Origin of the sequence: Bowmanella sp. JS7-9 (assembly GCF_004329715.1) — a bacterium.
Taxonomy (GTDB): domain Bacteria; phylum Pseudomonadota; class Gammaproteobacteria; order Enterobacterales; family Alteromonadaceae; genus Pseudobowmanella; species Pseudobowmanella zhangzhouensis.
In genome coordinates this window covers 1-24,314 of record NZ_JXSY01000031.1, presented here as the reverse complement: position 1 = coordinate 24,314, position 24,314 = coordinate 1, and the positions used below count along the sequence as shown (strand labels likewise).

The following is a 24,314-nucleotide window of genomic DNA, read 5'->3' as shown; positions in this document are numbered from 1 at the left end:
CGGTAAATACCCCGGTGGTAGCCCAAACGCTGCAGACGCCGGTTCAGAACCCATTAGCCACCGGCACGATTACGCTGGAACAGATTATGGCTGATCCTGACTGGTTAGGCCGTCAGCCGGAAAATGCCTATTGGTCCAGTGACAGTCAACATGTGCTGTTCGAGCGTAAGCGTGAGGGCGCAAAACTCAACGATTTGTATATTCGGGCCTTAAGTGACAATGATAATGGCCAACTGGTGCCATTGGATAAGATGCACACGGCGGTGAAAAGTCGTGTGACCAGTGTTGATGGTCAATATCAGGCGTGGCAATTTGAAGGCAATTTATTCCTGCTGGATAAGCGTAGCGGTTCTTTGCGTCAGCTCAGTCGCGGTACGCTGGAAATCGCAAAATTACAGTTCCTCAACGATGGGCGTCTGGCTTTTCAGCAGGGTGATGCATTAGTCGCGATGGACATTCAAAGTGGCGTGACCAGTCAATTATTGAGTTGGTCGTTTGCTGATAAGCCAGAGGCAGTTGACGCACCGAAAGATTATATTGCCGAGCAGCAACTGCGTTTGATTCGCGTAATGGCCGAACGCCGTGCCGCCAAACAAGCAAAATTTGATGCCCAGCAGGCGTTGCAACGCGCTAACCCAACCATGACACCTGAGCCTGTATATCTTAAAAAAGGTCATGAGTTGGTAACTGTTTCCCTCTCACCCAACGCGAAATTTGCGATTATCGCCACTCAAGAGCCACAAAGCTGGCGTGAAGATGGCGATATCATGCCCAACTACATTAAAGAAGATGGTCGGATTAAGGCTGAGAAAGTCCGCGCTCGTGTCGCCGATGCCAAGCCGGTGAATCAGGATCTGTGGTTGGTAAATATTCAGGAGGGCAGTGTCCGTCCCCTCAGTTATACCAGCTTACCAGGCTACAACGAGGATGTGCTGGCCGCTGTCAAAACAGAAAACGCTAAAGCAAAAGGTGAAACCTATACCCCCAATCGTTTACCCCGCGCAATTGGCCTGATGGAAGACTGGTATTGGGATGGCAGCGCCATTCAATGGCAACAGCAGGGCGACAACGTGGCGATCATGCTGGAGGCCTGGGATAACAAAGATCGCTGGCTGGTGACCGTTGATTTGGCCAATGCAGGATTAAAAACTCAGGAACGTTTGCATGATGATGCCTGGGTCAACTATCGCTATAACAGCTTTGGCTGGTTGAATAATTCGGCCACGCTGTTTTACCTGTCTGAAAAATCCGGCTACTCCCATTTGTATCTGCAAAAGCCCGGACAAAAAGCCGAGGCGCTGACACGCGGTGCATTTGAGGTGGATAACCTCACCCTGACTCAGGATGATGGCTATATCTACTTCCAGGCAAACCGCCCACATCCGGGCATTTACGAAATTTATCGGGTTAACCTGCAAAGCAAAGAAATTGAGCAACTGACCCAGTTAAATGGCATGACGGATTATCGTCTGAGTCCGGATGAACAAAAATTATTGCTGACCCATTCCAAAACGACGCTGCCACCTGAGTTATACGTGCAAGAGGTAGTGCCTAACAGTGAAGTGACACGTCTGACCCATACCGTCAGCGAGGCATTTCTGGCCATGCCGTGGACGGCACCAGAAATCGTGCCAGTGCCGTCCAGCCATGGCAGTGCGCCTATTTACTCTCGCGTGTATCTGCCTGCGGACTATCAACAAGGGCAGGCGCGTAAAGCTGTGGTATTTAGTCATGGTGCCGGTTATTTACAGAACTCACACTTAGGCTGGTCAGGCTATTTCCGTGAGTTTATGTTCCACAGCATGCTGGTGCAGCAGGGCTATGTGGTAATGGATATGGATTACCGGGCATCCGAGGGTTACGGCCGTGACTGGCGCACTGCGATTTATCGACATATGGGCAAACCGGAAATTGAAGATTTACGTGATGGCGTCAACTGGCTGGTGAAGAACGCAAATGTGGATCGTCAGCGTATTGGTACCTATGGCGGCAGTTATGGCGGCTTTATGACCTTCATGGCGTTGTTTACTGCGCCGGATTTATTCCAGGCCGGCGCTGCGTTGCGTCCGGTATCCGACTGGGCTCACTATAACACCGGTTATACCGCGAATATTCTCAATACGCCGGATGTTGACCCGATTGCTTATGAGCGTAGCTCGCCGATTTATTTTGCGGAAGGGCTGCAGAAACCGCTGCTGATCAACTCGCCGATGGTGGATAACAATGTGTTTTTCCAGGACTCGGTACGTTTAGTCCAGCGTTTGATTGAACTGGAGAAAAAGGATTTTGAGACGGCGATTTTCCCAGTCGAAAGCCATGGTTTTGTTGAGCCATCGTCGTGGCTGGATGAATACCGCCGTATCTACAAATTATTTGAACAAAATCTGTAAGTTAGGACCCCGCCTCGGCGGGGTTTTTTATTTGCCACAAGCAAACAAGTAAACCTCCGAATGCCCCATATAAATGTGCATCGGTAGCCACGTTTGCTTCGATTAGTTGGGCGAGAAATTGTTCAGCGCCGTGCAGTTGCTCCCAGCCAATCTTGGCCACAACGCCAATGAGTAACAGCCAGCCACTGAGCAGGCGGCGGCGAATATCCAGTATGGCCCCACCGATAAACACGCCATGCAGCGCCCCGGATAACCCCACGTACCAATCAATGTGGGGTGAAAACGCCCAGATCCCCAAGGTGCAGGTTAGCCCGGATGTCAGCAGTAACAGTAAAAAACGCGTTGGACTAAAGTCGCGCTGGAATAACAACGTCAGCATCGCCAGCCCGGCGCCGTTGAGTAATAAATGCATAGTATTGGTATGCAGAAAATTGGCACTCAGCAGACGCCAGGGCTCACTGCCGGCAAATTCACGCTGAAATATAAACGCCGTCTGCCAGTTGCTAGGTAACAATGCGGCAACAACACAAAGCAGTAATAGCAGAGCAGGGGCAATAAAGTGGCGTGGATATTCAATGAAACTCGACATTTGACGACAGACTGCACAACAAAAGTGGATAATTTACAGTATCATACGTGGACAGTTTATGAAGACAAAGCAAAGGTAAGCCATGTCGCTGGTGATCACCCAATTTCAGGATGCCATCGCACGCATCTCTCTCAATCGGCCTGAAAAGAAAAACTCCTTAAATCAGGCGATGTATCAGGCGCTGGATGACGCGTTAATACAAGCTATCGATGACGATAGTATCAAGGTGATTTGCTTACAGAGTGCCTCGGCGGATTTCACCGCAGGGAATGATTTAGTCGATTTTGCCAATTTACAGAAAAACACCTCGCTGGCCTCAACCGTCGGTTTTATGCGCACCCTGATGTTTTGTCCCAAGCCCGTGGTGGCGAAGGTAGAAGGTCTGGCGATCGGCATTGGCACGACCTTATTGCTGCATTGTGATTTTGTTTATGCGGCTGAAAATGCTCAGTTTTTATTGCCGTTTGTGAATCTGGCGCTGGTGCCGGAATATGCATCAAGTCTGCTACTGCCAGCCGTTGCCGGACACCGTAAAGCGGCACAATGGTTAATGTTGGGCGAGCCATTTGGCGCTGCGGAAGCTCATGAAAATGGCATTATTTCCCAAGTCCTGCCGTCAGATTCGCTGCAGGCAGAGGTCGATAAACTGCTGCACAAATTAGCCAGTAAACCTCGCCAGGCATTGATGCAAACCAAAGCACTGATGAAACCGGATATCGATGCCGTTGCAGAGCATATGGATGCCGAACTGGACGTGTTTTTTGAACAATTGCAATCAGAAGCAGCCAAAGAAGCCTTTGCGGCATTTTTAGAAAAACGTCGTCCCGACCCAGCCCGTTTCAATTAGGAGTTTTTGACTATGCGCGTATTCGCATTGCTACTGCTTGGCCTGACATTACCGGCACTGGCACAGCAAAAAGACGATCCGGCACCGGAAGCGGCGACCGGGTTTCAGCATCGCACGGCGTTGACCGGTCAGGATTACATGATCTCTGTGGCTAATCCTCATGCGGCGTTTATCGGCAAGAATATTCTGCAGCGTGGCGGCTCCGCTATGGATGCCGCGATCGCGATGCAAGCCACCCTGACGTTGGTAGAGCCACAAAGCTCGGGTATTGGTGGTGGTGCGTTTATTTTGTATTGGGATAACAAAATCAAAAAACTCCATACCTTTGATGGCCGAGAGACTGCCCCGAATGCAGTGAATGCCAATCTGTTCTTAGATGCGCAAGGACGTCCTGCGCCGTGGCAGGATGCTGTGCAGGGTGGCCGAGCGGTGGGCACACCGGGTGTCTTGCGCGCCCTTGAACTGGGGCATAGTAAATTCGGCAAATTGCCGTGGGCGGATTTGTTCTTCGATGCGGCTCGTTTAGCAGAATTAGGCTTTGAAGTGTCGCCGCGTCTGGCCAAATTGCTCGAACAGGAAATTCATCCGGGCCTGAAAACACTGGCGCCGGCGCGTTATTATTTCTATCCGTTTGGTAAGCCGTTGGAACAAGGCACTAAACTGATTAACGAGCCATTAGCCAAAACATTGCTGGCCATTGGCAGTCAGGGGGCAGATTATTTCTACAAAGGCCCGTTGGCCGAGCATATTGTTAATGCGGTACAGAATTCCTCCATTAATCCGGGTAAGCTCAGCGCCGAAGATTTAGCGACCTATCGAGCTAAAGAGCGTGAGCCAGTGTGCACTGCATACAAGGTTTACCGCCTGTGTAGTATGGGGCCGCCGAGTTCCGGTGGTTTAACCGTGATGCAGATGCTGCTGATGCTGGAAGACAAAGGCATGGAAAAGCTCGCCCCGGATAGCCTGGAAGCAGTGCATCTGTTTACTCAGGCTTCTCGTCTGGCGTTTGCTGACCGCGACATGTATATGGCAGATAGCGATTTTACCCGTTTGCCTTACGGCGTGCTGATTAGCCCCACCTATACCCATTCCCGCGGTGAGAGAATTAATTCGCGCAAAGATATGGGGCCGGCCCGGCCTGGAATGCCTTATCCCGGTTACCTGATGGGTGGCGATGACGCCATTGAACGCCCTAATACCAGCCATATGTCCATTGTCGACAGTGAGGGCAACGCGGTGTCGATGACCACCACTATCGAAGCCGGTTTTGGCTCAGGCTTGATGGTGAATGGCTTCCTGTTGAATAACCAGATGACAGATTTTTCTACCAATCCCAAGCAGGGCGATCGCTGGGTGCTTAACCGGATTGAACCGGGCAAACGTCCGCGCAGTTCTATGTCGCCGTTTATGGTGTTTGATGAAAAGGGTAAGTTAATTCTGGTTATCGGCTCGCCGGGTGGCTCACGTATTATTAACTATGTGGCGCAGGCACTTATTGGTGTACTGGATTGGAAACTGGATGTGCAACAAGCGATTAATCTGCCCCATTATACCAACGTGAATCGCTATACCGAGTTGGAAGCGGGCACCCGTCTGGAGGCGTTGAAGCCGGCGCTCGAGAAGATGGGGCACAGGGTGGTGATCCGCGATCTCAACAGTGGTCTGCACGGAATAGAAGTATTCAGTAATAAACTGGTGGGAGGCGCGGATCCGCGCCGCGAAGGGGCGGTGGTAACCCGCACCGAATAACGTGCTACCAGCCTAACAGTCCGTCGGTGTCGATCTTATCGACTTTCCAGTGATTACGGTCATTGACCAGATGCACCCGGCGGACTTCATCAATTTTATCCCCGTCATACATGCCAGATAAAATCACGGTAATACGCATATGGTCAGCATATTGAGTGCGCATGCGTACGTTACCAGTATCCAGCGTTAGGGTGACATCGTCATACATCAGGTTAATGACGTGGCGCTGCACGTTATTGATCGCCGCATAGGACTCCAGCAGACGCTGCATGCGTGGCGTACTGAGTTTAAATGCGGTGTTCAGATCCCGGGTGTTGTAGATCGCATTGAAGAAATTCATTGCTGCTGCTTCGGGTGTTTCATCGAACAAGACTTTTTCCTCGGCTTCACAGCCAACCAGAAACAGACCCAGCGAGAGTAAAATTGTGCGGAAAAATGCCATGTTAACCGCGTATCCTTTTTCAGTTAGTGCGGCGTGTAAGTTTGCGTGGCAGGGGAGAAAAAGTAAAGCGGCCCGAAAGCCGCTTAAAATGTGCTGATTATTGCTCCAGCTCGGCGTCACTGAATACGCCGGCAAACAGCGGGCTGGTCAGGTAACGCTCTGCCGCACTTGGCAGTATAACAACAATGTTTTTGTCGGCGTTTTCTGGTTTTTCTGCCAGTCGTTTGGCTGCGACTACCGCCGCACCAGAGGAGATACCGACCAGAATGCCTTCTTCTTTCATCAGACGATGCGCCATATCGATAGCATCATCATTGCTGACCAATTCGACCGCGTCGACCAGATCCAGATCCAGGTTGCCGGGAATAAAGCCTGCACCGATGCCCTGAATTTTATGTGGCCCCGGGGTCAGTTCCTGGCCGGCTTTGGCCTGACTGATAACAGGCGAGTCAACCGGTTCAACCGCTACGGTTTGAATCGCTTTGCCCTGAGTTTTCTTGATGTAACGACTGACACCGCTGATGGTGCCACCTGTGCCGACGCCAGCCACAAAGATATCGATGCTGCCATCGGTGTCGTTCCAGATTTCTGGCCCTGTGGTCTTCTCGTGGATTTCCGGGTTAGCCGGGTTGTCGAATTGTTGCAGTAGCACGTATTTATCCGGGTTGGACTCATAAATTTCCTGCGCTTTTGCCACTGCGCCTTTCATGCCTTTCGGGCCTTCGGTCAGTACCAGATTGGCGCCCAGTGCTTTAAGAAGCTTACGGCGCTCTAGGCTCATGGTGGCTGGCATGGTCAGGGTTAGTTTGTATCCACGAGACGCGGCAACAAAAGCCAGTGCAATGCCGGTGTTACCACTGGTTGGCTCCACCAGTTCTTTATCTTTAGTGAGAACGCCGCGCTTCTCTGCATCCCAAATCATATTGGCGCCAATTCGGCACTTTACGCTAAAGCTTGGGTTACGGGCTTCAATCTTGGCGAATACATTGCCGCCAGTTACACGATTCAGGCGCACCAGCGGGGTACGGCCAATCGTTAAGGAATTATCATCATACACTTGCATTCTTGTGTCCTTGCCAGAGGAAAGTTTTACCAAGTGTAGAGTAGGGCTTTTAGAAAAAAAGCGAAGTGCTATTTCGCTATATCATATTGATATAAGTAACTAGGGCTCTAATAACAAAAACGCCCACATGAAGTGGGCGCTTTCTAGCTGTTGCTGCTTACTCGTCGAGGAAGCTACGTAATTGCTCCGAGCGGCTCGGATGGCGCAGTTTACGCAGGGCTTTGGCTTCGATCTGACGGATACGCTCACGGGTTACGTCAAACTGTTTCCCTACTTCTTCTAACGTGTGGTCGGTGTTCATGTCGATACCGAAACGCATACGCAGGACTTTCGCTTCACGAGCCGTCAGGCCCGCCAGCACTTCCTGGGTTGCCCACTTCAGGTTCTGCGAGGTAGCAGAGTCCAGTGGCTGCGTAATCGTGGTATCTTCGATGAAATCACCCAGATGTGAATCTTCATCATCACCAATTGGCGTTTCCATAGAAATCGGCTCTTTGGCGATCTTCAATACCTTACGGATCTTGTCCTCAGGCATAGCCATACGCTCGGATAATTCCTCTGGCGTAGGCTCACGACCCATTTCCTGCAACATCTGACGTGAAATACGGTTCAGTTTGTTGATTGTCTCAATCATATGCACCGGGATACGGATAGTGCGCGCCTGATCCGCAATTGAGCGGGTAATGGCCTGACGGATCCACCAGGTGGCATAGGTTGAGAACTTGTAACCACGACGGTATTCGAACTTGTCTACCGCTTTCATCAGACCGATGTTGCCTTCCTGAATCAGATCCAGGAATTGCAGGCCACGGTTGGTGTATTTCTTGGCGATGGAGATAACCAAACGCAAGTTCGCTTCCACCATTTCTTTCTTGGCACGGCGAGCTTTGGCTTCACCAATTGACATGCGACGGTTGATGTCTTTGATGTCATTAATGCTCAAACCGGTTTCTTCTTCGATTTGATTCAGCTTAGAGACGCTGCGCTCTAAATCTTCACGTTGATCAGCAATCGAATCTGAGTACGGCTTTTTAGCTGAGATCAGCTTATCAATCCACGCGGTGTTGGTCTCATTACCGGCGAAGGCTTGCAGGAAGTCTTTCTTCGGCATTTTTGCATGCATGACGCAGTGCTTCATGACCAGGCGTTCCTGCACGCGGACTTTGTCCATCATGCCACGCATGTTTTTCACCAGACGGTCGAATTGCTTAGGCACTAAACGGAAGGTTTTGAACACGTCGCTTAGTTTATCGATTTCAACTTTAGAATCCGGGTGAGTACGGCCTTTGCTGCCAATCGCAGCACGGGTTAATTCGTACTGGGCACGTAACGCTTCAAAGTGTGCGCGGGCAACTTCAGGGTCGATGCTGGTGTCGTCATCGCTGTCGCTGTCGTCGTCATCTTCGTCTTCGTCGTCTTCGTCTTCCAGTTCTTTTTCTGGTAAGTCAGAGCCTACATGTGTGGCAGTTGGTGCAACGTCATCTGCTTCATTTGGGTCAATAAAGCCAAGGATAATGTCGCTCAGGCGAATTTCTTCTGCCTCAAACATATCCCACTGATCAAGCAGATAGGTAATCGCTTCCGGATACTCAGCAACAGAGCACTGCACTTGGTTGATACCGTCTTCGATACGTTTGGCGATATCGATCTCACCTTCACGGGTCAACAGTTCAACGGTACCCATTTCACGCATGTACATACGTACCGGGTCGGTGGTGCGGCCAATTTCGCTCTCTACGGTGGCCAACGCCTGTGCCGCAGCTTCCGCCGCGTCTTCGTCGGTGGTAGATTCCTGCATCAACAACTCATCGGCATCGGGTGCATTTTCAAACACCTGAATACCCATGTCGTTGATCATGCGAATAATATCTTCAATCTGATCGGAATCGACAATGTCCTGAGGAAGGTGGTCATTGACCTCAGAGAAGGTCAGATAACCTTGCTCTTTCCCTTTAATAATCAGGAGTTTTATTTGCGACTGCTTGTTTGACACCATAAAGTCTTCCGAAATAGTAAATTCTTACAAAATCATCGTTGCCGAAGCGAATTCGCCAGTATAGCAGAATCGCCCCTTGCTCATCTACACAAAGGCCTAACTTTGTGCACTTAACAGGACTTTAAGTTCCTGCTTTTCTTCGTCACTTAACTTACCTAACCGTGAACGGGCTAACAGCTCTTCCATACGGCTGTGCAACTGGCGCTCGACCAGCTTAGCAAAACTGTCGCGGTACACCTGTTGACGGCTTTGCGCAAATAACTCTCCGATAGCGTCATGTACCGAAAACGCATCGCTGGACAGGAGTTTGTTCAGCACCGCAAAGTCGCGGTGGCTACGAAAATGCTCCAGTACCTGCGCACTGTTTTTCTGGCTGTGTTCGGCACAATAGCTATGTACTTCACCCAGCAATTCCAGCCCGGGCACCAGATTCACATCCAGCAGTTGCGGCTGAACTTCTGCGCACTGTGCTGCCAATTCAGGTTGTTCGAGCAATAAACGCAACATAATCCGTACTGGGGTTAACTGAGACTTCCCCGCGGGCTTTTGTTTGGCCGGTGCCTGAATCTTATTGGTAGCGCTATTGGCTTTGGCCATATCGCGCTGTAAATCCAGACGGTAACTGTCCTGACCGGTCAGTTTAAACAGACGCTCTTCCAGTAATTGTCGCTGGTTGTCACCACTGACCTGATCAATCAGTGCCTGAGCTTCGGCGATTAGCGCCGCTTTGCCTTCTTCGCTACCTACATGGTGGCGACCCAGCAGGTTTTCAAATAAGAAACGGGACACCGGGATCGATTCCGCATCGATTTTTTGTTCAAACGCCTCTTTGCCGATTTGTCTGACCAGAGTGTCCGGATCTTCACCGTCAGGCAGGAACAGAAACTTCAATTCCACCCCGTCTTTCAGATACGGCAGGGCGTTTTCCAGCGCACGCCAGGCGGCATCACGCCCAGCGCGGTCGCCGTCGTAGCAACAAACCACTTGCGAGGTACTACGCAGCAGCAGTTGGATATGTTCCGGCGTGGTTGAGGTGCCTAACGAGGCGACAGCATAGTCAATGCCAAACTGCGCCAACGCCACCACATCCATATAGCCTTCGACAATCAACACCCGCGCCAATGCACGATGTGCCTGACGGGCCTGATACAGGCCATATAATTCGTGCCCTTTATGGAAGATACGGGTTTCCGGTGAGTTGAGGTATTTGGGACCGTCATCGGCATTGATTACCCTGCCACCAAATCCAATCACCCGTCCACGTCGGTCACGAATCGGAAACATAATCCGGTCACGGAAAAAGTCAAAGCGACGACCTTTATCGTTTTGCGTGATTATTTTCAGGTCGAGCAATTGCTGCTGCAGCTCCGGACTGCGGCCAAATGCGGCCAATGCGCCATCCCATTCAGGTGGGGCGAAGCCCACGCCAAAGCGTTTAACCACTTCGCCAGACAATCCCCGTTGTTTGAGATAATCAATCGGGCGGGCGGCATCCGGATGGTTTTTTAGCTGATGGGCAAAAAACTGCGCGACTTTCTCCATCAGCGCATAGTCATCTTCACGTTGCTGACGCTTCTCGGCACTAACCGGTGGCGCGCTGCCTTTTTCGCGCGGCACATCCACACCGTGAAAGCGGGCCAATTCTTCCACCGCTTCCGGGAATTCCAGTCGGTCGTATTCGATTAAAAACGAGATAACGTTGCCATGCGCACCACAGCCAAAACAGTGATAAAACTGTTTATCCTGACTGACAGTAAAGGATGGAGATTTTTCGTTGTGAAACGGGCAACAGGCCTGGTAGTTCTTGCCGGCTTTTTTAAGCTTAACGCGACTATCAACGATATCGACGATATCGCTGCGGGCGATCAGGTCATCAATAAAGTCTCTGGGGATCCTGCCTGCCATAGCGCCTTATTATTCTGATTGATTTAAACGCAACAAGCCGTACCTTTAAACAAGGCACGGCTCGTGTCAATAACCTTTTGAAAATAAAGGGTTATCTTCAAACTTACGCAGTGAGTTTTGCCTTGATCTGGGCAGAGAGCTTACCCATGTCGGCACGACCAGCTACCTGAGGTTTCAGCCATGCCATTACTTTACCCATGTCCTGCATACCGCTGGCGCCGGTTGTCTGAATACCTTCGGCAATCAGCGCAGCGACTTCGTCATCGCTAAGTGGTTGCGGCATAAAGGTTTCCAACACGGCAATTTCAGCCATTTCATTATCAAACAAATCAGTGCGACCAGCCTGCTCAAATTGCGTGGCAGCATCTTTGCGCTGTTTGATCATTTTGGTCAGGATCGCCAGAACATCGCTTTCGGTGACTTCTTCGCGGGTATCGACTTCTTTTTGTTTGATTTCAGCCATCGCCATGCGAATGGTACCAAGACGAATTTTGTCTTTCGCACGCATGGCGTCTTTTTGGGCATCTTTGAGGGTATCGATCAGGCTCATGGATGTCTTTTCTCTGCTGATTGAGACAAAAAAGGGGCACTGTCTGCGCCCCTCTTTGGTGAGAAATAAAGCTTAGTAAAGCTTCACGCGGCGCGCGTTTTCGCGTGCCAGCTTTTTCATATGACGTTTTTTAGCAGCTGCTTTCTTACGCTTACGTTCCCAGGTTGGCTTCTCGAAGAATTCGCGACGGCGAACTTCTGACAGGATGCCAGCTTTTTCACATGAACGTTTGAAACGACGCAGAGCTACGTCAAATGGCTCGTTTTCTCTTACTTTAACGATTGGCATTAAAATCTCACCTCAAAAAAATCTGTGCAATTGCGTTGCGTGTGCGCCCCTGAAAAACGGACGCCTGTTTAAAAATGGTGCGGAATTTTAATCATATCGGCAGCGCTTGTAAAGCCATTCGATGGCAAAGATAGCGATTTGTTGCTACTGCGGGTAAAATGGCGGGCCACACAAGGCGGTAGAAGTAAACTCCATGCGCATTTTAGGTATAGAAACATCCTGTGACGAGACCGGCATTGCCGTGTATGACGATCAGCAGGGATTATTATCTCACGAGTTATACAGTCAGGTGAAGCTGCACGCCGATTATGGTGGTGTGGTGCCCGAGCTGGCCTCTCGGGATCATGTGCGCAAAATTGTTCCGCTGATTCAAAAAGCGCTGGCCGATGCCGGTTGTGAGTCTTCCTCTATTGATGCCATCGCCTATACCCAGGGCCCCGGATTAGTCGGTGCGTTATTGGTAGGCGCATCAGTGGGGCGCGCATTAGGTTTTGCCTGGAACGTGCCTTGTATTGGTGTACATCATATGGAGGGCCATTTGCTCGCGCCTATGCTGGAAGATAATCCGCCGCCATTTCCATTTGTCGCGTTACTGGTGTCCGGTGGCCATTCCATGCTGGTGAATGTGCAGGGCATTGGTCAGTATGAAGTGCTGGGCGAGTCTATTGATGACGCAGCCGGCGAAGCGTTCGATAAAACCGCCAAGTTACTGGGGTTGGATTATCCGGGCGGGCCGCTGCTGGCTAAATTGGCTGACAAAGGCACATCCGGGCGCTTTACCTTTCCGCGCCCGATGACAGATCGACCTGGTCTGGATTTTAGTTTCAGTGGCCTGAAGACCTTTGCCGCCAATACCATTCGGTCCAACGATGACAGCGAGCAAACCAAAGCCGATATTGCCTGTGCCTTTCAGGAAGCCGTGGTCGATACACTGGTAATTAAATGTCGCCGTGCGCTGGAACAAACTGGCTTGAAACGATTGGTGATTGCCGGTGGTGTCAGTGCCAATCGCGCCTTGCGTGAGCGCCTCGAACAGGTGATGAAAAAGCTCGGCGGAGAGGTGTATTACCCACGTCTGGAGTTTTGTACTGATAACGGTGCGATGATTGCCTATGCGGGCATGCAACGTTTTAAAGCCGGACAGGTGACTCCAAGTGATGAACGGGTCAAACCACGCTGGTCTTTAGACAGCCTGCCAGCGGTGTGATTACTCGTTAATTTTACCCTTGTCCCACACCCGCGATTCCTGACCCCGAAACAAGCGTAATATATTGCTGCGATGGCGGGCGATGATCAGGATCGAGATCATCGCCACCGGAATCGTGTATTGGGGTTTAATCAACCAGGTATAAAAGGGTGCCAATAGCACGGTGACCAGCGCTGAGACTGAGCTATAGCCGGTTAAGAAAATGGTGCCCAGCCAGGTAAAAATCAGTAAACCAGATAAATCCAAACCAATCGGCAGCATGGTGCCCAGCGCGGTAGCCACTGCCTTGCCACCTTTGAAGCCAAAATACAGTGGGTAAATGTGGCCAATGCAGGCCGCGATGGCGATCCAACCCAGCATCACCGGGGTTAATCCAACAAAATACGCGGTCCATACCGGGATGGTGCCCTTCAGGACGTCTACAACTAAGGTGAGTAACGCAGGTATTTTGCCGCCCAGGCGGTAAACATTGGTGGTGCCGGGATTTTTGGAGCCATGCCGGCGGGGATCGGGCAGACGAAACAGTTGACTGATCAGTACCGCACTGGATACGGAACCTGCCAAATAGGCGAAAACCAGCATAAGAAGAAACTGTACTGCCATTTTATCCGCTCAGTAAAAGGGGTACACTGCGCACAACAACGATTCCATGCGGTCACCATACCTTACTCAGGCGAAAATCGCAGCAAATAAAAGCACTTAGGACATCCGACGAGATGGATAAAATCATCATTAGCGGCCTTCAGGTGGAAAGCTTGATCGGCGTGTATGAGTGGGAGCGTGAGGCACCGACCTCGTTACTTCTCGATGTAGAAATCAGCACAGACTTACAGCGCGCGGCAGATAGTGACAATGTTGCCGATACCATTGATTACGCCGCCGTGGCAGAACTGCTGATGGTAACCGCCAAACAAGCCAGTTTTGAACTGCTGGAGGCGTTAGCCGGCAAGCTTATTGATACTTTATTTAGTCATTTTCCGGTCCAGCAGATCAGCATGACAGTCATCAAACCCGGTATTTTGCCGACGGCGCGACAAGTTGCCGTGATGTTGACGCGGAGTCGCTGATGGCCGTTATCTATATCAGTGTAGGCAGCAATATTGAGCGGCATAAGCATATTGTGGCCGGGTTAGATGCTATGGCGGCGGTGTTCAACAATCTGCGTTTATCCCCAGTGTATGAGAGTAAAGCGGTCGGCTTTGAAGGCTCGGATTTTTATAATCTGGTGGTTGAAGCCCATACAGCCTTACCCATTGCTGACGTGGTGGCGGAATTAAAACGCATTGAAGATAACAACGGCCGGGTGCGTGGGGGCAAGAAATTTGCGCCGCGTACGCTGGATTTGGATTTGCTGCTATACGACGACGTGGTGTGCGAGGAACCGATTGAGCTGCCGCGGGATGAGATCCTGCATAACGCCTTCGTGCTATTGCCACTGTGTGATATCGCGCCAGCACTTACTCACCCGCTAACCGGGCAATGTATTGCGGATATGTGGCACGCGTACGACAAACAAAAACAACAACTGTGGGCAATTCCCTTTGCCTGGCAGCAGGCTGAAGTAGGTTAAGGAACAACTATGTCGCTGTATGAAATTATCGTATTGGCCCTGATTCAGGGTATTACTGAGTTTTTACCTATATCCAGCTCGGGGCATTTATTGCTGCCGGCGGAATTACTGGGTTGGCAAAATCAGGGGCTGGCCTTTGATGTGGCGGTGCATATAGGCAGCTTGTTAGCGGTGATGATTTATTTTCGTCGTGACATTGGTGCGATGCTGGTGGCCTGGTTTGGCTCATTGGCCGGTAAGCACAGCGACAACAGCAAACTTGCCTGGTGGGTGATTCTGGCGACCATTCCGGCGGTGGTGTTTGGCTTTGTACTCAAGCCCTATATCGAAACCTATGCCCGTTCGGCCTTGGTGATTGGTACCACCACGGTGATATTTGGTTTGCTGTTATGGTGGGCGGATGTCAAAGCTCGCCAACATCACAACATTTATCAATTGACGTGGAAAACCAGCTTGTTTATCGGCCTGATGCAGGTATTAGCGCTCATTCCGGGCACCTCCAGAAGTGGCATCACGATGACCGCCGGGCTGATGATTGGCCTGGATCGGGAGTCATCGGCACGTTTTTCATTTCTGTTATCGATCCCAACTATTCTGGGCGCGGGACTCTTGCTGAGTCTGGATTTAGTCGAAGCACAGGACGCGGTTGACTGGCATGCCATGCTGCTTGGCATCTTATTTAGTTTTGTCAGTGCTTATGCATGTATCGCATTGTTTTTAAAATGGATTTCTAAAATTGGCATGTTGCCGTTTGTGATATATCGCCTACTGTTAGGGGCGGTATTATTTATTTTCGTGTTCGCCTGACAAGGAGCCCGCTATGTCTGCTGATACTATTTTTGGTAAAATTATCCGTCGTGAAATTCCCGCTGATATCCAGTATGAGGATGATTTGGTGCTGGCGTTTAATGATGTGAACCCACAGGCGCCGGTGCATGTTCTGATTATCCCGAAAAAGCCGATTGCCACCATGAATGACATCGGGGAAGAGGATCGTCTGGTGGTGGGGCATCTGTTTCACGTAGCGGCAAAACTGGCTGCAGAAAAAGGCCTGGCGCAAGATGGTTATCGCACGGTAATCAATTGCAATGAACACGGTGGGCAGACAGTTTACCACCTGCATGTGCATTTAATTGGTGGCAAACCTCTGGGCTGGCCACCATTTACCGAGCGCTTAAAAACCGCCTGAACAGCACAATAAAAAAGCCGCTCAATGAGCGGCTTTTTTGTAGCCATCTGGACTGACGTTACAGGCCCAGTACGTCTTTACCCTGTTTGAAGGTAATGTCGACCGGAATGTCGGCTTTGGTCAGGCGCGCCAGATCTTCTGCCAACTGCGCTTTAATCACGCCTTTATCGGCGACCAGTTGCGCCACACCCGCGTAATCCCCGTCGCCTTGCAGGGTCAGGATCAGGTTTGACAGTGCATCCACTGCTTCGCCCATTTTTTCCATATTAACGCGGTACATGCCGTTTTCGTCGCGGCTAAACGCACCGTATTCCTGGAAGAAGTTAAAGCGGATCATATTGGCTTTACCGTGGGCGCTGGAGGCACCAAAACGTACGCTGCGGAAGATACCGGCCATAAAGGTCACGTAATAATCTTCTAACGTGCCTTCATCCAGTGCGCCTTTGTTCAGCAACTGAGTCACCATGTATAAGCCAAGGATATCGGCTTTGCCTTCTTCCAATGCCGAGGCATGTTCTTTCAACGCGCCACGCACGGTATCAGAACCATCCAGAGTATTTTTGATCCCTAAACCGTGCGCCACTTCGTGGAACATGGTGTTGGCGAAAAATGCATTAAAGGTGATGTGCTGACGCTGGTCTTCGGCGATGAGCTGGTCGGCAATCGGCAGCAGAATGTTGTCAAACTTGGCCTGCATGGCGTTTTTCAGCTGTAAGCGCCGCGTACCTTTCGCCAGTTGCACTTCTTCGTCGTTAGGCAGGTTGATCGCGATTGTTTTGCTGCCTGCGTTGGAGTGACCGGCATAAAAGATCACATCATAGGCATTGAGATCCGCATCGGTGCCCGGCATTTCCTGTTTATAGGCTTCATCCACTGGCAGGCCTTTTTGTAACTCAGGCAGGTATTGGGCGAATTTGGCCAGCTTTTCACTCCAGGCCATATCTTTTAACAGCACATAGGCTTCAAACGCGGCGCGGTAACCGAATAGCTGGTCTTCATAGGTTTCAATCGGTCCAATAACCAGTTCGACCGGGTTAGTTTTCATGTCCATCCAGGCCATATCGGATGGCTGGTAATCATCACTAATGAGGGCATCAGCACGCATGGTCAGGTAGCTGGCGAATTCCTGGTTGTCGGCTAAGGCCGCCGCTTCACGCAGTAATCCGGCTGCGGCGTTTAATTCGCTGCTGTACTCTTGCGAATAAGGCACGGTAATCAGTTTGCCACTGGCATCACGGCGCACGACGGAATACAGGCCTTTGGCGTCTTTTAATTCGCTTCGCTCCAGTTCTTCTTTAGTCATGTCTTGTGGGTAGAAGTTGGCACCTAATGGCTTTTCTTCTGTCTGGGTCAGGAAGGGTTTGTCGCCATCCAGACGATCCCACGGGCCATAGTTAATGTCAGCGAACTGACGCACGGACTCGTCTTTAAGGCCCGCTAAAAAGGCCTGTTTATTGCCGGCATAGGCCTGTTTCCAGAACAGGTCATCCATAATCTGCGCCGCATCAATCAGTTTCACCAGCATGGCTTTTTGATTCGCAGACAGACCGCTCAAATCGGCTTTTAACTCTACCGGGATATAAATGTTCAGACGATTTTGCATACCATCCACAAGCTGCATGGCGCTGTCGCTGGCGACGGCCTTTGCGCTGGTGGTCTGAGGTTGTTGTGGTTGCGAACATGCACCGAGGAATAAAGTGGCGGAAATCGCCAGTGCCAGGGTTTTGATTTTCATTCTAATAAACCTTGCGTGTTGTAATGTTAACGACATCATCTTAACAAATAATTGAAAACAGGCGATCACTAATGAATTTTCCCCTCTTTTGTGAGCGGTATTGACTATAGTGTTATCCAGAAATTTACATTGCAACAACGTGTTATTTACGGCACGCTATGACACCAAATAAGACGTGGTCTGAAACGTTATCTAAAACGTCCGGATGAGCAACAAAACGTCTGCCACCAGTGAACAGCCAAAATAACGCACAAGCCTGAAGTTTAAAGGGAGAATTTGATGTCTACAGAAAACGCCCTGTTGACAATACTGACTGAGAAAATCAACAACGACACCCTGGTGTTACCGACTTTACCCGCGATTGCGTTAAAAGTACGCAAAGCGGCCGATGATCCGGAAACCAACCTGAATAAAATGGGTGAAGTGATTGGTCAGGATCCAGCATTAACCGCGCGGATTATGAAAATTGCCAACAGCGCCTACCTGGGTCGTTCGGTAAAAGTGGATACGCTGCAACAGGCGGTTACCCGTATTGGTCTGCGTCAGATTAAAAACATCGCAACGGCGTTGGCGATGGAGCAGCTGTTCGTATCTAAAAACGATGTGGTGAAAAGCTACCTGGATAAGCTGTGGTCACGTACGGTGGATATCGCTGCCAACGCGATGGCGGTGTATGCGTTTTACAAAGAAAATCCAAAGAAAAACAAACTGTTAAACATGGATTCTCTGACTCTGGCGGCATTAGTTCACAATATTGGTGTGTTACCGATTCTGAGCGAAGCTGAGCGCCACGAAGAAGTATTTGCCAACCCCACCTTCCTGAATGTGGCGATTCAAAAACTGTCCAGCCGCTTAGGCAGCGCCATCTTGAATGAATGGGGTTTCAGCGAAGAGATTATCGAAGTAGTTGAGCACTGGCGTAACATTAAGTACCAGACCAAAGAGCATTCTTATCTGGACTTCGTGCGTTTAGGTGCTGCGCTGGCTGGCTCTATCGGTAGCCACAAAGACGATGTGCTGAATATCATTCAGCAAAAAGGCATTGTGCAAGACTTAAGCGCGCTGTCCAGTGATGAATTTGCTGAGATTCGCGATAACGCAAAATCTGTGTTTTCGTAACACCAGATAGATATATCAAAAAGGCGACTTCGGTCGCCTTTTTTGTTGTCAATCCAAAGGCCTACGCCAGCGTGGAATTGCGCTCAGCGGGGTCATCGGATAGGTACTCAACAAATTCCACTTCAAAACCAGCCGGGTCAATAAAGTAGATGTTGCGTCGAAATGGATGGTCGGCACCGGGTTTGGCGATGGCAAAGCCGGCTTTTTCCAGTCGCGAAATAGTGGCTGCCAGATTTTGCGTGACATAGGCAAAATGAGCGAAGCCGATGCTGTGTCCATTTAAAAAGCGGTTGTCGCCTTCGCCGTGATCGCTCAGCGCAATGTAATGGTAGTCGTCGCCAAAGTGCAACCAGGTGCGGGGTTTACCAAACCATTCGCTGCGTCCCTGATCGCGGATGCGCCAATTAGGGAATGCAGCCCGATAAAACGCCAGCATGTGATCGAGATCCTTTACTACCAGATTGACGTGTTCCAGATACATATTGCCCTCCTTATTTCGTTTGCATGGTTTGATTGAACAAGGTGCGAAATTGTTGCCAGATTGGGTGCTGTTGCATGGGTTTTCCTTGTGAATGGTGTCATCAGCAGGTAGGCTAAAACCTCAAGTTAAGTTTAGGTAAAGTGTTTTTTTCATTTATTTGCGAGTAGAGATGGCGGAAGCAACCTGGAGTGTGGGAAAAGTCGCAGCGCGCGCAGGCGTTGCCGTGAGTGCGCTGCATTTTTATGAGCAGAAGGGCCTTATTCGCAGTTGGCGTAATCAGGGCAATCAGCGGCGTTTTAAGCCCGATGTTTTGCGACGTATCGCGATTATCAAAGCTGCGCAACAAGTGGGCATTTCGCTGGAGGAGGTTAAGCAGGTGTTTACTGCGCTACCAGATAACCGTACCCCGACCACAGAGGATTGGGCAATCATGTCAGCAGGCTGGAAAGCCCTGTTGGATGCCCGGATTACCTATTTGCAACGCTTGAGTGACCACCTGACCGGGTGCATCGGTTGTGGCTGTTTGAGTATGACCAAGTGTCCGCTGTATAACCCCGAGGATAAATTAGCCGGGCAAGGCAGTGGTGCGGTAATTTTGAATCAATCGACCCAATCTGCTGAAGACCTTCTATAGTGTGTGCAGCGCAATCAACCCGCTGAATACTCCGAACTGTAAGTCCTCGGTTTACTTAAAAAATGTATAAACAAGCATAAATGTCAGAGGATTAGGCAAGCCGGTTTGCCATCTGCTGCGTATAGTTAATCCACGCAATCAAGAGTTCAACTATCACGAGGTGATTTAATGAAAACTGTCGGATACGCCGCGCATTCAGCCGATGCGCATATGCAACCTTATCATTTTGAACGCAGAGCATTACGCAGTAACGATGTCGCGATTGAGATCCTGTACAGTGGGGTGTGCCACTCAGATTTGCACACCGTCAACGGAGACTGGGGCCCTCAGCCATATCCGTTAGTTCCGGGGCATGAAATTGTCGGCCGCGTGATAGACACCGGCAGCGATGTCAGTAAATACAAAGTGGGTGATACTGTGGCGGTGGGTTGTATGGTCGACAGCTGTCAGGAATGTGATCAGTGCCATAACCATGAAGAACAATTTTGCCGCAATGGCATGACACCGACTTACGGTGCGCCGGATCGTATTTCAGGTGAAACCACCCAGGGTGGTTATTCCAAACATATTGTTGTGCGCGAAGAATTTGTTCTCAGCGTACCCGGCTCGCTGGACCTTGCCAAAGTCGCGCCAATTTTGTGTGCCGGTATCACCACCTTTTCCCCACTGCGTACCTGGCAGGTTGGCAAGGGCAGTCGCGTCGGCGTGATCGGCCTGGGCGGGCTTGGGCATATGGCTGTCAAACTGGCTGTAGCCATGGGTGCCGACGTTACAGTAATCAGCCGTAGTGATAAAAAACTCAATGAGGCCAAAGGGCTCGGCGCTAAAGGTATCCTGGTGTCCACCGATGAAAAGGCCATGCAGCAGGCCGGCTCCGGTTTCGATTTGATTCTGGACACTGTGCCGGTCAAACATGATGTGGATGTGTATGTGCCCCTGCTGGACGTAGACGGCTCACTGGTGATTGTGGGGCAGGTTGGTCCGATGGATGATTTTAATACGTTCCCTATGGTGTTTGGACGCCGCCGTATCGCCGGTTCACTGATTGGCGGGATTAAAGAAACTCAGGAAGTGCTGGATTTCTGTGCCGAGCACAACATTTTGCCTGAATGTAAGATGATTCGTCCGGATGAAATCAACGATGCCTTTGCACACCTATCCAAAGGGGATGTGGCGTATCGCTTCGTCATGGATATGTCAGCATTGTCATTGGCGGATTAAACCGTCTGTTTACTGAGCCAGGTGTGGTTGGCCAATGCGCCAGCTTCACCGCGCTTATCCTCAGGTTTGTCGTTGACCCATTGTTATGAGTTTGAATCCCGCTAACGTTATTTGCTTTTGCGATCCCCGTGAACAGGCGGTGTTGCCTGAGCCAGCCGATCTGGCGCGCCTGACACAATTACTGGCAGGCTTTGCGCCCTATGACGGCAATTTTAACGTTATGGATGGTACGCTCCATGTGGTGCGCGCCTCCGGCGTTCAGGCTGAACAAACCCATAGTCATTCAGAGCCAAGTCTGTGCATCGTGCCACAGGGCGCTAAATCGGTGGCGCTGGCTCAGGGGGGATTTGAGTATGACCATAAAAAGATGGTCGTTTATGCGGCGCAGGTACCTATTCGTGCCAGAGTGACACGTGCCAGCCCGACCGAGCCATTTTATTGCCTGGTGATTCCGTTAAATGCCAAGCGGCTGAATGAACTGGTATTAAAAGTATTCCCCAATGGCGCGCCGATGGGCAGCAAAAGCCGCGCAGTGTATGTGGGTGATGCCAGCGCGCAAATCGTCAAATCGGCATGCCGTTTGATCGAATTGATTGCCGCGCAGGATAATCCTGATTTGCTGGTGCCCCATACCATTGATGAGATTTTATTCCGTTTGTTACGTAGCTCGGCGGGCGCTGCGATTGCACAAATTGGCATTCGCGACTCGCATATGGAAAAGGTCAGTAAATCCCTGCATTGGTTACGTCAGCATTATGACCAGCCATTTAAAGTGGAAGAACTGGCACAGTTTGCGGGTATGAGCGTATCTTCGTTTCATAATCACTTTAAAGACATCACCTCCATGACCCCGCTGCAATATCAAAAGGTCTTGCGTCTGCAGGAAGCCCGGCGTTTGTTGCAGGGCAGAATCATGGATATCACCCGTGTGGCCTACAGTGTGGGCTATACCAGCGCATCGCAGTTCAGCCGTGAATACACCCGTGAGTTTGGGGTTGCGCCGTCAAAGGATGTGGTGAGTCACTGAGTTCGGCCTGCCGAAATGTGCTGCCCGGAAAAATCCGATGTATTGACGGTCTACCGCGGGCAAATTAATGGTTTTCTTACCCCCCAATTGCTCTACAGAAACATTCGGTAACATTTCAGGCTGGTGAATGCTGGCTCAGCTACGTAGAGTGGCACGCTGATTTTCACCGCTGCGATAAGCCATCTCCCTGGACCGAGCAGCGTAGGTGATACGGGCACTGCTTGTGTTGTGCCCTTTGCAGTTGGCATTTGGAATGCCATAAATAAATAGCTAAGGAAAGTACGATGTCCGCTTACCGCTTGTACCCTACACTCGCCACTTTGTTTTTGTTAACCGCCTGCTCCGGCGGCTCTGACCCGTCGGTTACGCCACCGTCACAAAGTAAAGCCAAACTGGCCGGAAAAGTCATCGACGGCTATGTATCCGGTGCCACAGTGTGGATCGATTTAAATAACAATGGCACCCGCGATGCCAGTGAACCCAGTGTGGTTTCGGGCAGCGCCGGAAACTACGCATTCGAACTCACCGACAGCCAGCGCCAGTGTGCCCAGTACGCCACCTTGTACGTGGATGTGCCGGTTGGCGCCATAGATGAAGATTTGGGCGAAGTTACCGAGGCGTACCAGATGGTGCGTCCACCGGTACTCGATGCGATCACTGACGACTCGTTACTGCATATTTCGCCACTGACCACCGTGTTGTGGCAGGGCATTCGCGAGTCGTTCGGTCGCGAAGAGATCAGTGACTGTAATGCACTGCTGGCCGATCAGGCCAAACGTAACGAAATAAAAAGTGTCATGCAGCAATCCATCGACCAGTTGGTGAGCTTTTACAATATGAGCGAAGCGGTGATTTTTGCTGATTTTATTGCCGACGCCAACAGTGAAGCGAAAACCAAAGCGCAGGATATCGTTAAAGGTTTACAACAATCCTTTGCCCTGACGAAAATCCTCAGCGAGGATTACCCTTCGGCACAAGAAGTACGTGTGGTGCATTATTTTGGTACTCACGCCCATTACACCGATGATCACGATGCACACTGGTTCCGCAAGGTGCTGGTGTCAGAAGGGGACAGTTATCTCTCGCGGGATGACTTAGTGTCGCAAGACTTAAGTGACGTGATCACGCCAGTCTATTACCGCGATGTGATTGACTCCGTCTGGGCTGAGGGGCAGTTATTTGAAACCCGAGATGTGATTTATCGTGGCGTGCAACAGGGATACCAGTGCTCGCTAGATGAGCGTGTTGAGGTGCAGAGTAACGGGGTTACCTATTCATTATCCAACCTTGCTTACAACAGCACTTATGTTGCCGAAGTCGATGCTTGTGGCGAGATAAGCGAAGACGCCAGTAGCCGCGCCTATACCGCTACCTATGAGGACGCGGGTAGAACCTATTTCGCGGATATGCGTCAGCATCAGGTCAGTTTTAGTTTACTGACGAATTGGGTATCGCTGGTGGATAAGGCCGCTGAATTAGATTTGGCCGACCTTATCGCCGAACTGTCTGCAACAGGTTATGGCTTTAACGAGCAGGTCACTATCCCGACTACGTCCTGGTATAAGCGTCAATATTGGTATGAGGGTAATACCTATTTCCAGATTGATTATGATCAGGATGGTAACTGGACAAAATACACCCGCTTCGCGGATGGCACCCATACTGATGAGTGTTCTTATGATCAGGGAGCAAGCTGGCAGGCGTGTCAGTAAACACTCTGTAAAAGCCTGACAATGTCAGGCTTTTTTGTTTTGCACGAGCCGGAATCCATAAGTGCTAACTTCTTAAACACAAACAATGACTTCCAGTCTTTTTTCGCCGACTCCCGTCTTGGTGAGCTTCACTTATTTACAGTGGTTTGTCGCGGTGGCAACGGCACTTTTTGGACGTACACACCCATTTTTAAGAATGACCTCCTTGTCGGTTTTCGCCCCGTCCCGGTAGGGGCGACCTCCTTTTGGACAGACCCAAAAGGGGAAAAGGTCTTTCGCTCCGGCAATTTGCTGATTCCTCATAAAACAAATTTCGCTTTTCGAACCGGCGCAAGGCAACATCCCTGTAAGGCTATGCGCCTTGGCCTGACGTCCTGTCAGGCCATTCGGCGAAATCCGTTTTATTTCGGACAAATTGAGTCGCTAATTCACGGCGGCTACGCCGCCAAGAGAATCGCGCTCCGCGCGACTATTTTGGGGTGCTAGTTGCCAGCTAATTTTCTGTTTTTGGCTGAGGACTATCGGTGGCAGATTTTCTCCCGTGGGCGGAAGTAAATTTCGGGAGCCGATGTAAAAGCCTGACGCCACATCATGGATGAT

The 24,314-nt window shown here is 50.5% G+C and carries 23 protein-coding genes; 13 read left to right on the top strand and 10 right to left on the bottom strand.

Features of this window, described 5'->3' with window-relative positions; genetic code table 11:
• Positions 1–2,390: prolyl oligopeptidase family serine peptidase (locus tag TK45_RS15700; protein ID WP_131259799.1), on the top strand; the 2,390-nt coding region annotated here is incomplete at its 5' end.
• Between the two features lies 1 nt (position 2,391).
• Here the strand turns inward: TK45_RS15700 and rrtA are convergent.
• A complete protein-coding gene (rrtA, locus tag TK45_RS15695; protein ID WP_131259798.1) occupies positions 2,392–2,979 on the bottom strand; it encodes a rhombosortase in 588 nt (195 codons plus the stop codon).
• An 82-nt stretch (positions 2,980–3,061) separates the two neighbouring features.
• Here rrtA and TK45_RS15690 point away from each other — a divergent pair, with 82 nt between their 5' ends.
• Together TK45_RS15690 and ggt are read left to right on the top strand one after the other, a co-directional pair.
• Positions 3,062–3,826, top strand: coding sequence for an enoyl-CoA hydratase (locus TK45_RS15690; RefSeq protein ID WP_131259797.1), 765 nt, complete (start codon positions 3,062–3,064; stop codon positions 3,824–3,826).
• A 12-nt stretch (positions 3,827–3,838) separates the two neighbouring features.
• Positions 3,839–5,575 carry a gamma-glutamyltransferase gene (ggt, locus tag TK45_RS15685; RefSeq protein ID WP_131259796.1) on the top strand — a complete coding sequence of 579 codons (1,737 nt, stop codon included), beginning with the start codon at positions 3,839–3,841 and terminating at the stop codon, positions 5,573–5,575.
• A gap of 4 nt (positions 5,576–5,579) precedes the next feature.
• Here the strand turns inward: ggt and TK45_RS15680 are convergent, their stop codons facing one another.
• The 6 genes from TK45_RS15680 to rpsU form a co-directional block, all read right to left on the bottom strand.
• A complete protein-coding gene (locus tag TK45_RS15680; protein WP_131259795.1) occupies positions 5,580–6,017 on the bottom strand; it encodes a hypothetical protein in 438 nt (145 codons plus the stop codon).
• 97 nt (positions 6,018–6,114) lie between these two features.
• On the bottom strand, positions 6,115–7,080 hold the full coding sequence (gene cysK, locus TK45_RS15675) for a cysteine synthase A (protein ID WP_131259794.1): 966 nt from the start codon (positions 7,078–7,080) through the stop codon (positions 6,115–6,117).
• 157 nt (positions 7,081–7,237) lie between these two features.
• A complete protein-coding gene (rpoD, locus tag TK45_RS15670; RefSeq protein WP_174719797.1) occupies positions 7,238–9,076 on the bottom strand; it encodes an RNA polymerase sigma factor RpoD in 1,839 nt (612 codons plus the stop codon).
• 96 nt (positions 9,077–9,172) lie between these two features.
• Positions 9,173–10,981: a DNA primase gene (dnaG, locus tag TK45_RS15665; protein ID WP_131259793.1), complete on the bottom strand. Its 1,809-nt coding sequence runs from the start codon at positions 10,979–10,981 to the stop codon at positions 9,173–9,175.
• A 103-nt stretch (positions 10,982–11,084) separates the two neighbouring features.
• A complete protein-coding gene (locus TK45_RS15660; RefSeq protein ID WP_131259792.1) occupies positions 11,085–11,531 on the bottom strand; it encodes a GatB/YqeY domain-containing protein in 447 nt (148 codons plus the stop codon).
• Positions 11,532–11,603: 72 nt separating this feature from the next.
• Positions 11,604–11,819, bottom strand: a complete 216-nt coding sequence (gene rpsU, locus TK45_RS15655; protein WP_131259791.1) for a 30S ribosomal protein S21 — start codon at positions 11,817–11,819, stop codon at positions 11,604–11,606.
• 193 nt (positions 11,820–12,012) lie between these two features.
• Between rpsU and tsaD the strand changes: the two genes are divergently transcribed.
• Positions 12,013–13,026, top strand: coding sequence for a tRNA (adenosine(37)-N6)-threonylcarbamoyltransferase complex transferase subunit TsaD (gene tsaD, locus TK45_RS15650; RefSeq protein WP_131259790.1), 1,014 nt, complete (start codon positions 12,013–12,015; stop codon positions 13,024–13,026).
• Here the strand turns inward: tsaD and plsY are convergent, their stop codons facing one another.
• A complete protein-coding gene (gene plsY / locus TK45_RS15645) occupies positions 13,027–13,629 on the bottom strand; it encodes a glycerol-3-phosphate 1-O-acyltransferase PlsY (RefSeq protein ID WP_131259789.1) in 603 nt (200 codons plus the stop codon).
• A gap of 113 nt (positions 13,630–13,742) precedes the next feature.
• On the opposite strand from plsY, the gene folB reads away from it, so the two are divergent.
• From folB to TK45_RS15625, 4 genes are read left to right on the top strand one after another with little or no spacing between them, the layout of a single operon-like run.
• A complete protein-coding gene (folB, locus tag TK45_RS15640) occupies positions 13,743–14,093 on the top strand; it encodes a dihydroneopterin aldolase (protein ID WP_131259788.1) in 351 nt (116 codons plus the stop codon).
• The gene (folK, locus tag TK45_RS15635) at positions 14,093–14,596 is read left to right on the top strand and encodes a 2-amino-4-hydroxy-6-hydroxymethyldihydropteridine diphosphokinase (RefSeq protein WP_131259787.1); all 504 of its coding nucleotides are present in this window, start codon (positions 14,093–14,095) and stop codon (positions 14,594–14,596) included. The genes folB and folK overlap by 1 nt, the downstream gene beginning before the upstream one ends.
• 9 nt (positions 14,597–14,605) lie before the next feature.
• Positions 14,606–15,403, top strand: a complete 798-nt coding sequence (locus TK45_RS15630; protein ID WP_131259786.1) for an undecaprenyl-diphosphate phosphatase — start codon at positions 14,606–14,608, stop codon at positions 15,401–15,403.
• Between the two features lie 13 nt (positions 15,404–15,416).
• The gene (locus tag TK45_RS15625) at positions 15,417–15,785 is read left to right on the top strand and encodes a histidine triad nucleotide-binding protein (protein ID WP_131259785.1); all 369 of its coding nucleotides are present in this window, start codon (positions 15,417–15,419) and stop codon (positions 15,783–15,785) included.
• A 58-nt stretch (positions 15,786–15,843) separates the two neighbouring features.
• On the opposite strand, the gene TK45_RS15620 is transcribed toward TK45_RS15625, so the two are convergent.
• The gene (locus tag TK45_RS15620; protein WP_131259784.1) at positions 15,844–17,520 is read right to left on the bottom strand and encodes a Zn-dependent hydrolase; all 1,677 of its coding nucleotides are present in this window, start codon (positions 17,518–17,520) and stop codon (positions 15,844–15,846) included.
• Positions 17,521–17,799: 279 nt separating this feature from the next.
• Here TK45_RS15620 and TK45_RS15615 point away from each other — a divergent pair, with 279 nt between their 5' ends.
• Complete coding sequence (locus TK45_RS15615) at positions 17,800–18,639, top strand: HDOD domain-containing protein (protein WP_131259783.1); 840 nt, start codon at positions 17,800–17,802, stop codon at positions 18,637–18,639.
• 61 nt (positions 18,640–18,700) lie between these two features.
• On the opposite strand, the gene TK45_RS15610 is transcribed toward TK45_RS15615, so the two are convergent.
• Positions 18,701–19,120 carry a VOC family protein gene (locus TK45_RS15610; RefSeq protein WP_131259782.1) on the bottom strand — a complete coding sequence of 140 codons (420 nt, stop codon included), beginning with the start codon at positions 19,118–19,120 and terminating at the stop codon, positions 18,701–18,703.
• A 169-nt stretch (positions 19,121–19,289) separates the two neighbouring features.
• Here TK45_RS15610 and soxR point away from each other — a divergent pair, with 169 nt between their 5' ends.
• From soxR to TK45_RS15590, 4 genes are all read left to right on the top strand, one after another.
• Positions 19,290–19,754, top strand: a complete 465-nt coding sequence (gene soxR / locus TK45_RS15605; RefSeq protein ID WP_131259781.1) for a redox-sensitive transcriptional activator SoxR — start codon at positions 19,290–19,292, stop codon at positions 19,752–19,754.
• A gap of 168 nt (positions 19,755–19,922) precedes the next feature.
• A complete protein-coding gene (locus TK45_RS15600) occupies positions 19,923–20,975 on the top strand; it encodes an NAD(P)-dependent alcohol dehydrogenase (RefSeq protein WP_131259780.1) in 1,053 nt (350 codons plus the stop codon).
• A gap of 85 nt (positions 20,976–21,060) precedes the next feature.
• Complete coding sequence (locus TK45_RS15595) at positions 21,061–22,002, top strand: AraC family transcriptional regulator (RefSeq protein ID WP_131259779.1); 942 nt, start codon at positions 21,061–21,063, stop codon at positions 22,000–22,002.
• A gap of 284 nt (positions 22,003–22,286) precedes the next feature.
• Positions 22,287–23,714, top strand: coding sequence for a hypothetical protein (locus TK45_RS15590; protein WP_131259778.1), 1,428 nt, complete (start codon positions 22,287–22,289; stop codon positions 23,712–23,714).
• Positions 23,715–24,314 lie beyond the last annotated feature (600 nt).

Coding starts and splice junctions, on each gene's coding strand:
- TK45_RS15615 (WP_131259783.1), top strand. CDS start 17,800: ATGTCTACAGAAAACGCCCTGTTGACAATACTGACTGAGAAAATCAAC.
- cysK (WP_131259794.1), bottom strand. CDS start 7,080: ATGCAAGTGTATGATGATAATTCCTTAACGATTGGCCGTACCCCGCTG.
- plsY (WP_131259789.1), bottom strand. CDS start 13,629: ATGGCAGTACAGTTTCTTCTTATGCTGGTTTTCGCCTATTTGGCAGGT.
- TK45_RS15610 (WP_131259782.1), bottom strand. CDS start 19,120: ATGTATCTGGAACACGTCAATCTGGTAGTAAAGGATCTCGATCACATG.
- TK45_RS15690 (WP_131259797.1), top strand. CDS start 3,062: ATGTCGCTGGTGATCACCCAATTTCAGGATGCCATCGCACGCATCTCT.
- TK45_RS15595 (WP_131259779.1), top strand. CDS start 21,061: ATGAGTTTGAATCCCGCTAACGTTATTTGCTTTTGCGATCCCCGTGAA.
- dnaG (WP_131259793.1), bottom strand. CDS start 10,981: ATGGCAGGCAGGATCCCCAGAGACTTTATTGATGACCTGATCGCCCGC.
- tsaD (WP_131259790.1), top strand. CDS start 12,013: ATGCGCATTTTAGGTATAGAAACATCCTGTGACGAGACCGGCATTGCC.
- TK45_RS15660 (WP_131259792.1), bottom strand. CDS start 11,531: ATGAGCCTGATCGATACCCTCAAAGATGCCCAAAAAGACGCCATGCGT.
- rrtA (WP_131259798.1), bottom strand. CDS start 2,979: ATGTCGAGTTTCATTGAATATCCACGCCACTTTATTGCCCCTGCTCTG.
- TK45_RS15590 (WP_131259778.1), top strand. CDS start 22,287: ATGTCCGCTTACCGCTTGTACCCTACACTCGCCACTTTGTTTTTGTTA.
- ggt (WP_131259796.1), top strand. CDS start 3,839: ATGCGCGTATTCGCATTGCTACTGCTTGGCCTGACATTACCGGCACTG.
- TK45_RS15600 (WP_131259780.1), top strand. CDS start 19,923: ATGAAAACTGTCGGATACGCCGCGCATTCAGCCGATGCGCATATGCAA.
- rpoD (WP_174719797.1), bottom strand. CDS start 9,076: ATGGTGTCAAACAAGCAGTCGCAAATAAAACTCCTGATTATTAAAGGG.
- soxR (WP_131259781.1), top strand. CDS start 19,290: ATGGCGGAAGCAACCTGGAGTGTGGGAAAAGTCGCAGCGCGCGCAGGC.
- TK45_RS15630 (WP_131259786.1), top strand. CDS start 14,606: ATGTCGCTGTATGAAATTATCGTATTGGCCCTGATTCAGGGTATTACT.
- TK45_RS15625 (WP_131259785.1), top strand. CDS start 15,417: ATGTCTGCTGATACTATTTTTGGTAAAATTATCCGTCGTGAAATTCCC.
- TK45_RS15620 (WP_131259784.1), bottom strand. CDS start 17,520: ATGAAAATCAAAACCCTGGCACTGGCGATTTCCGCCACTTTATTCCTC.
- folB (WP_131259788.1), top strand. CDS start 13,743: ATGGATAAAATCATCATTAGCGGCCTTCAGGTGGAAAGCTTGATCGGC.
- TK45_RS15680 (WP_131259795.1), bottom strand. CDS start 6,017: ATGGCATTTTTCCGCACAATTTTACTCTCGCTGGGTCTGTTTCTGGTT.
- rpsU (WP_131259791.1), bottom strand. CDS start 11,819: ATGCCAATCGTTAAAGTAAGAGAAAACGAGCCATTTGACGTAGCTCTG.
- folK (WP_131259787.1), top strand. CDS start 14,093: ATGGCCGTTATCTATATCAGTGTAGGCAGCAATATTGAGCGGCATAAG.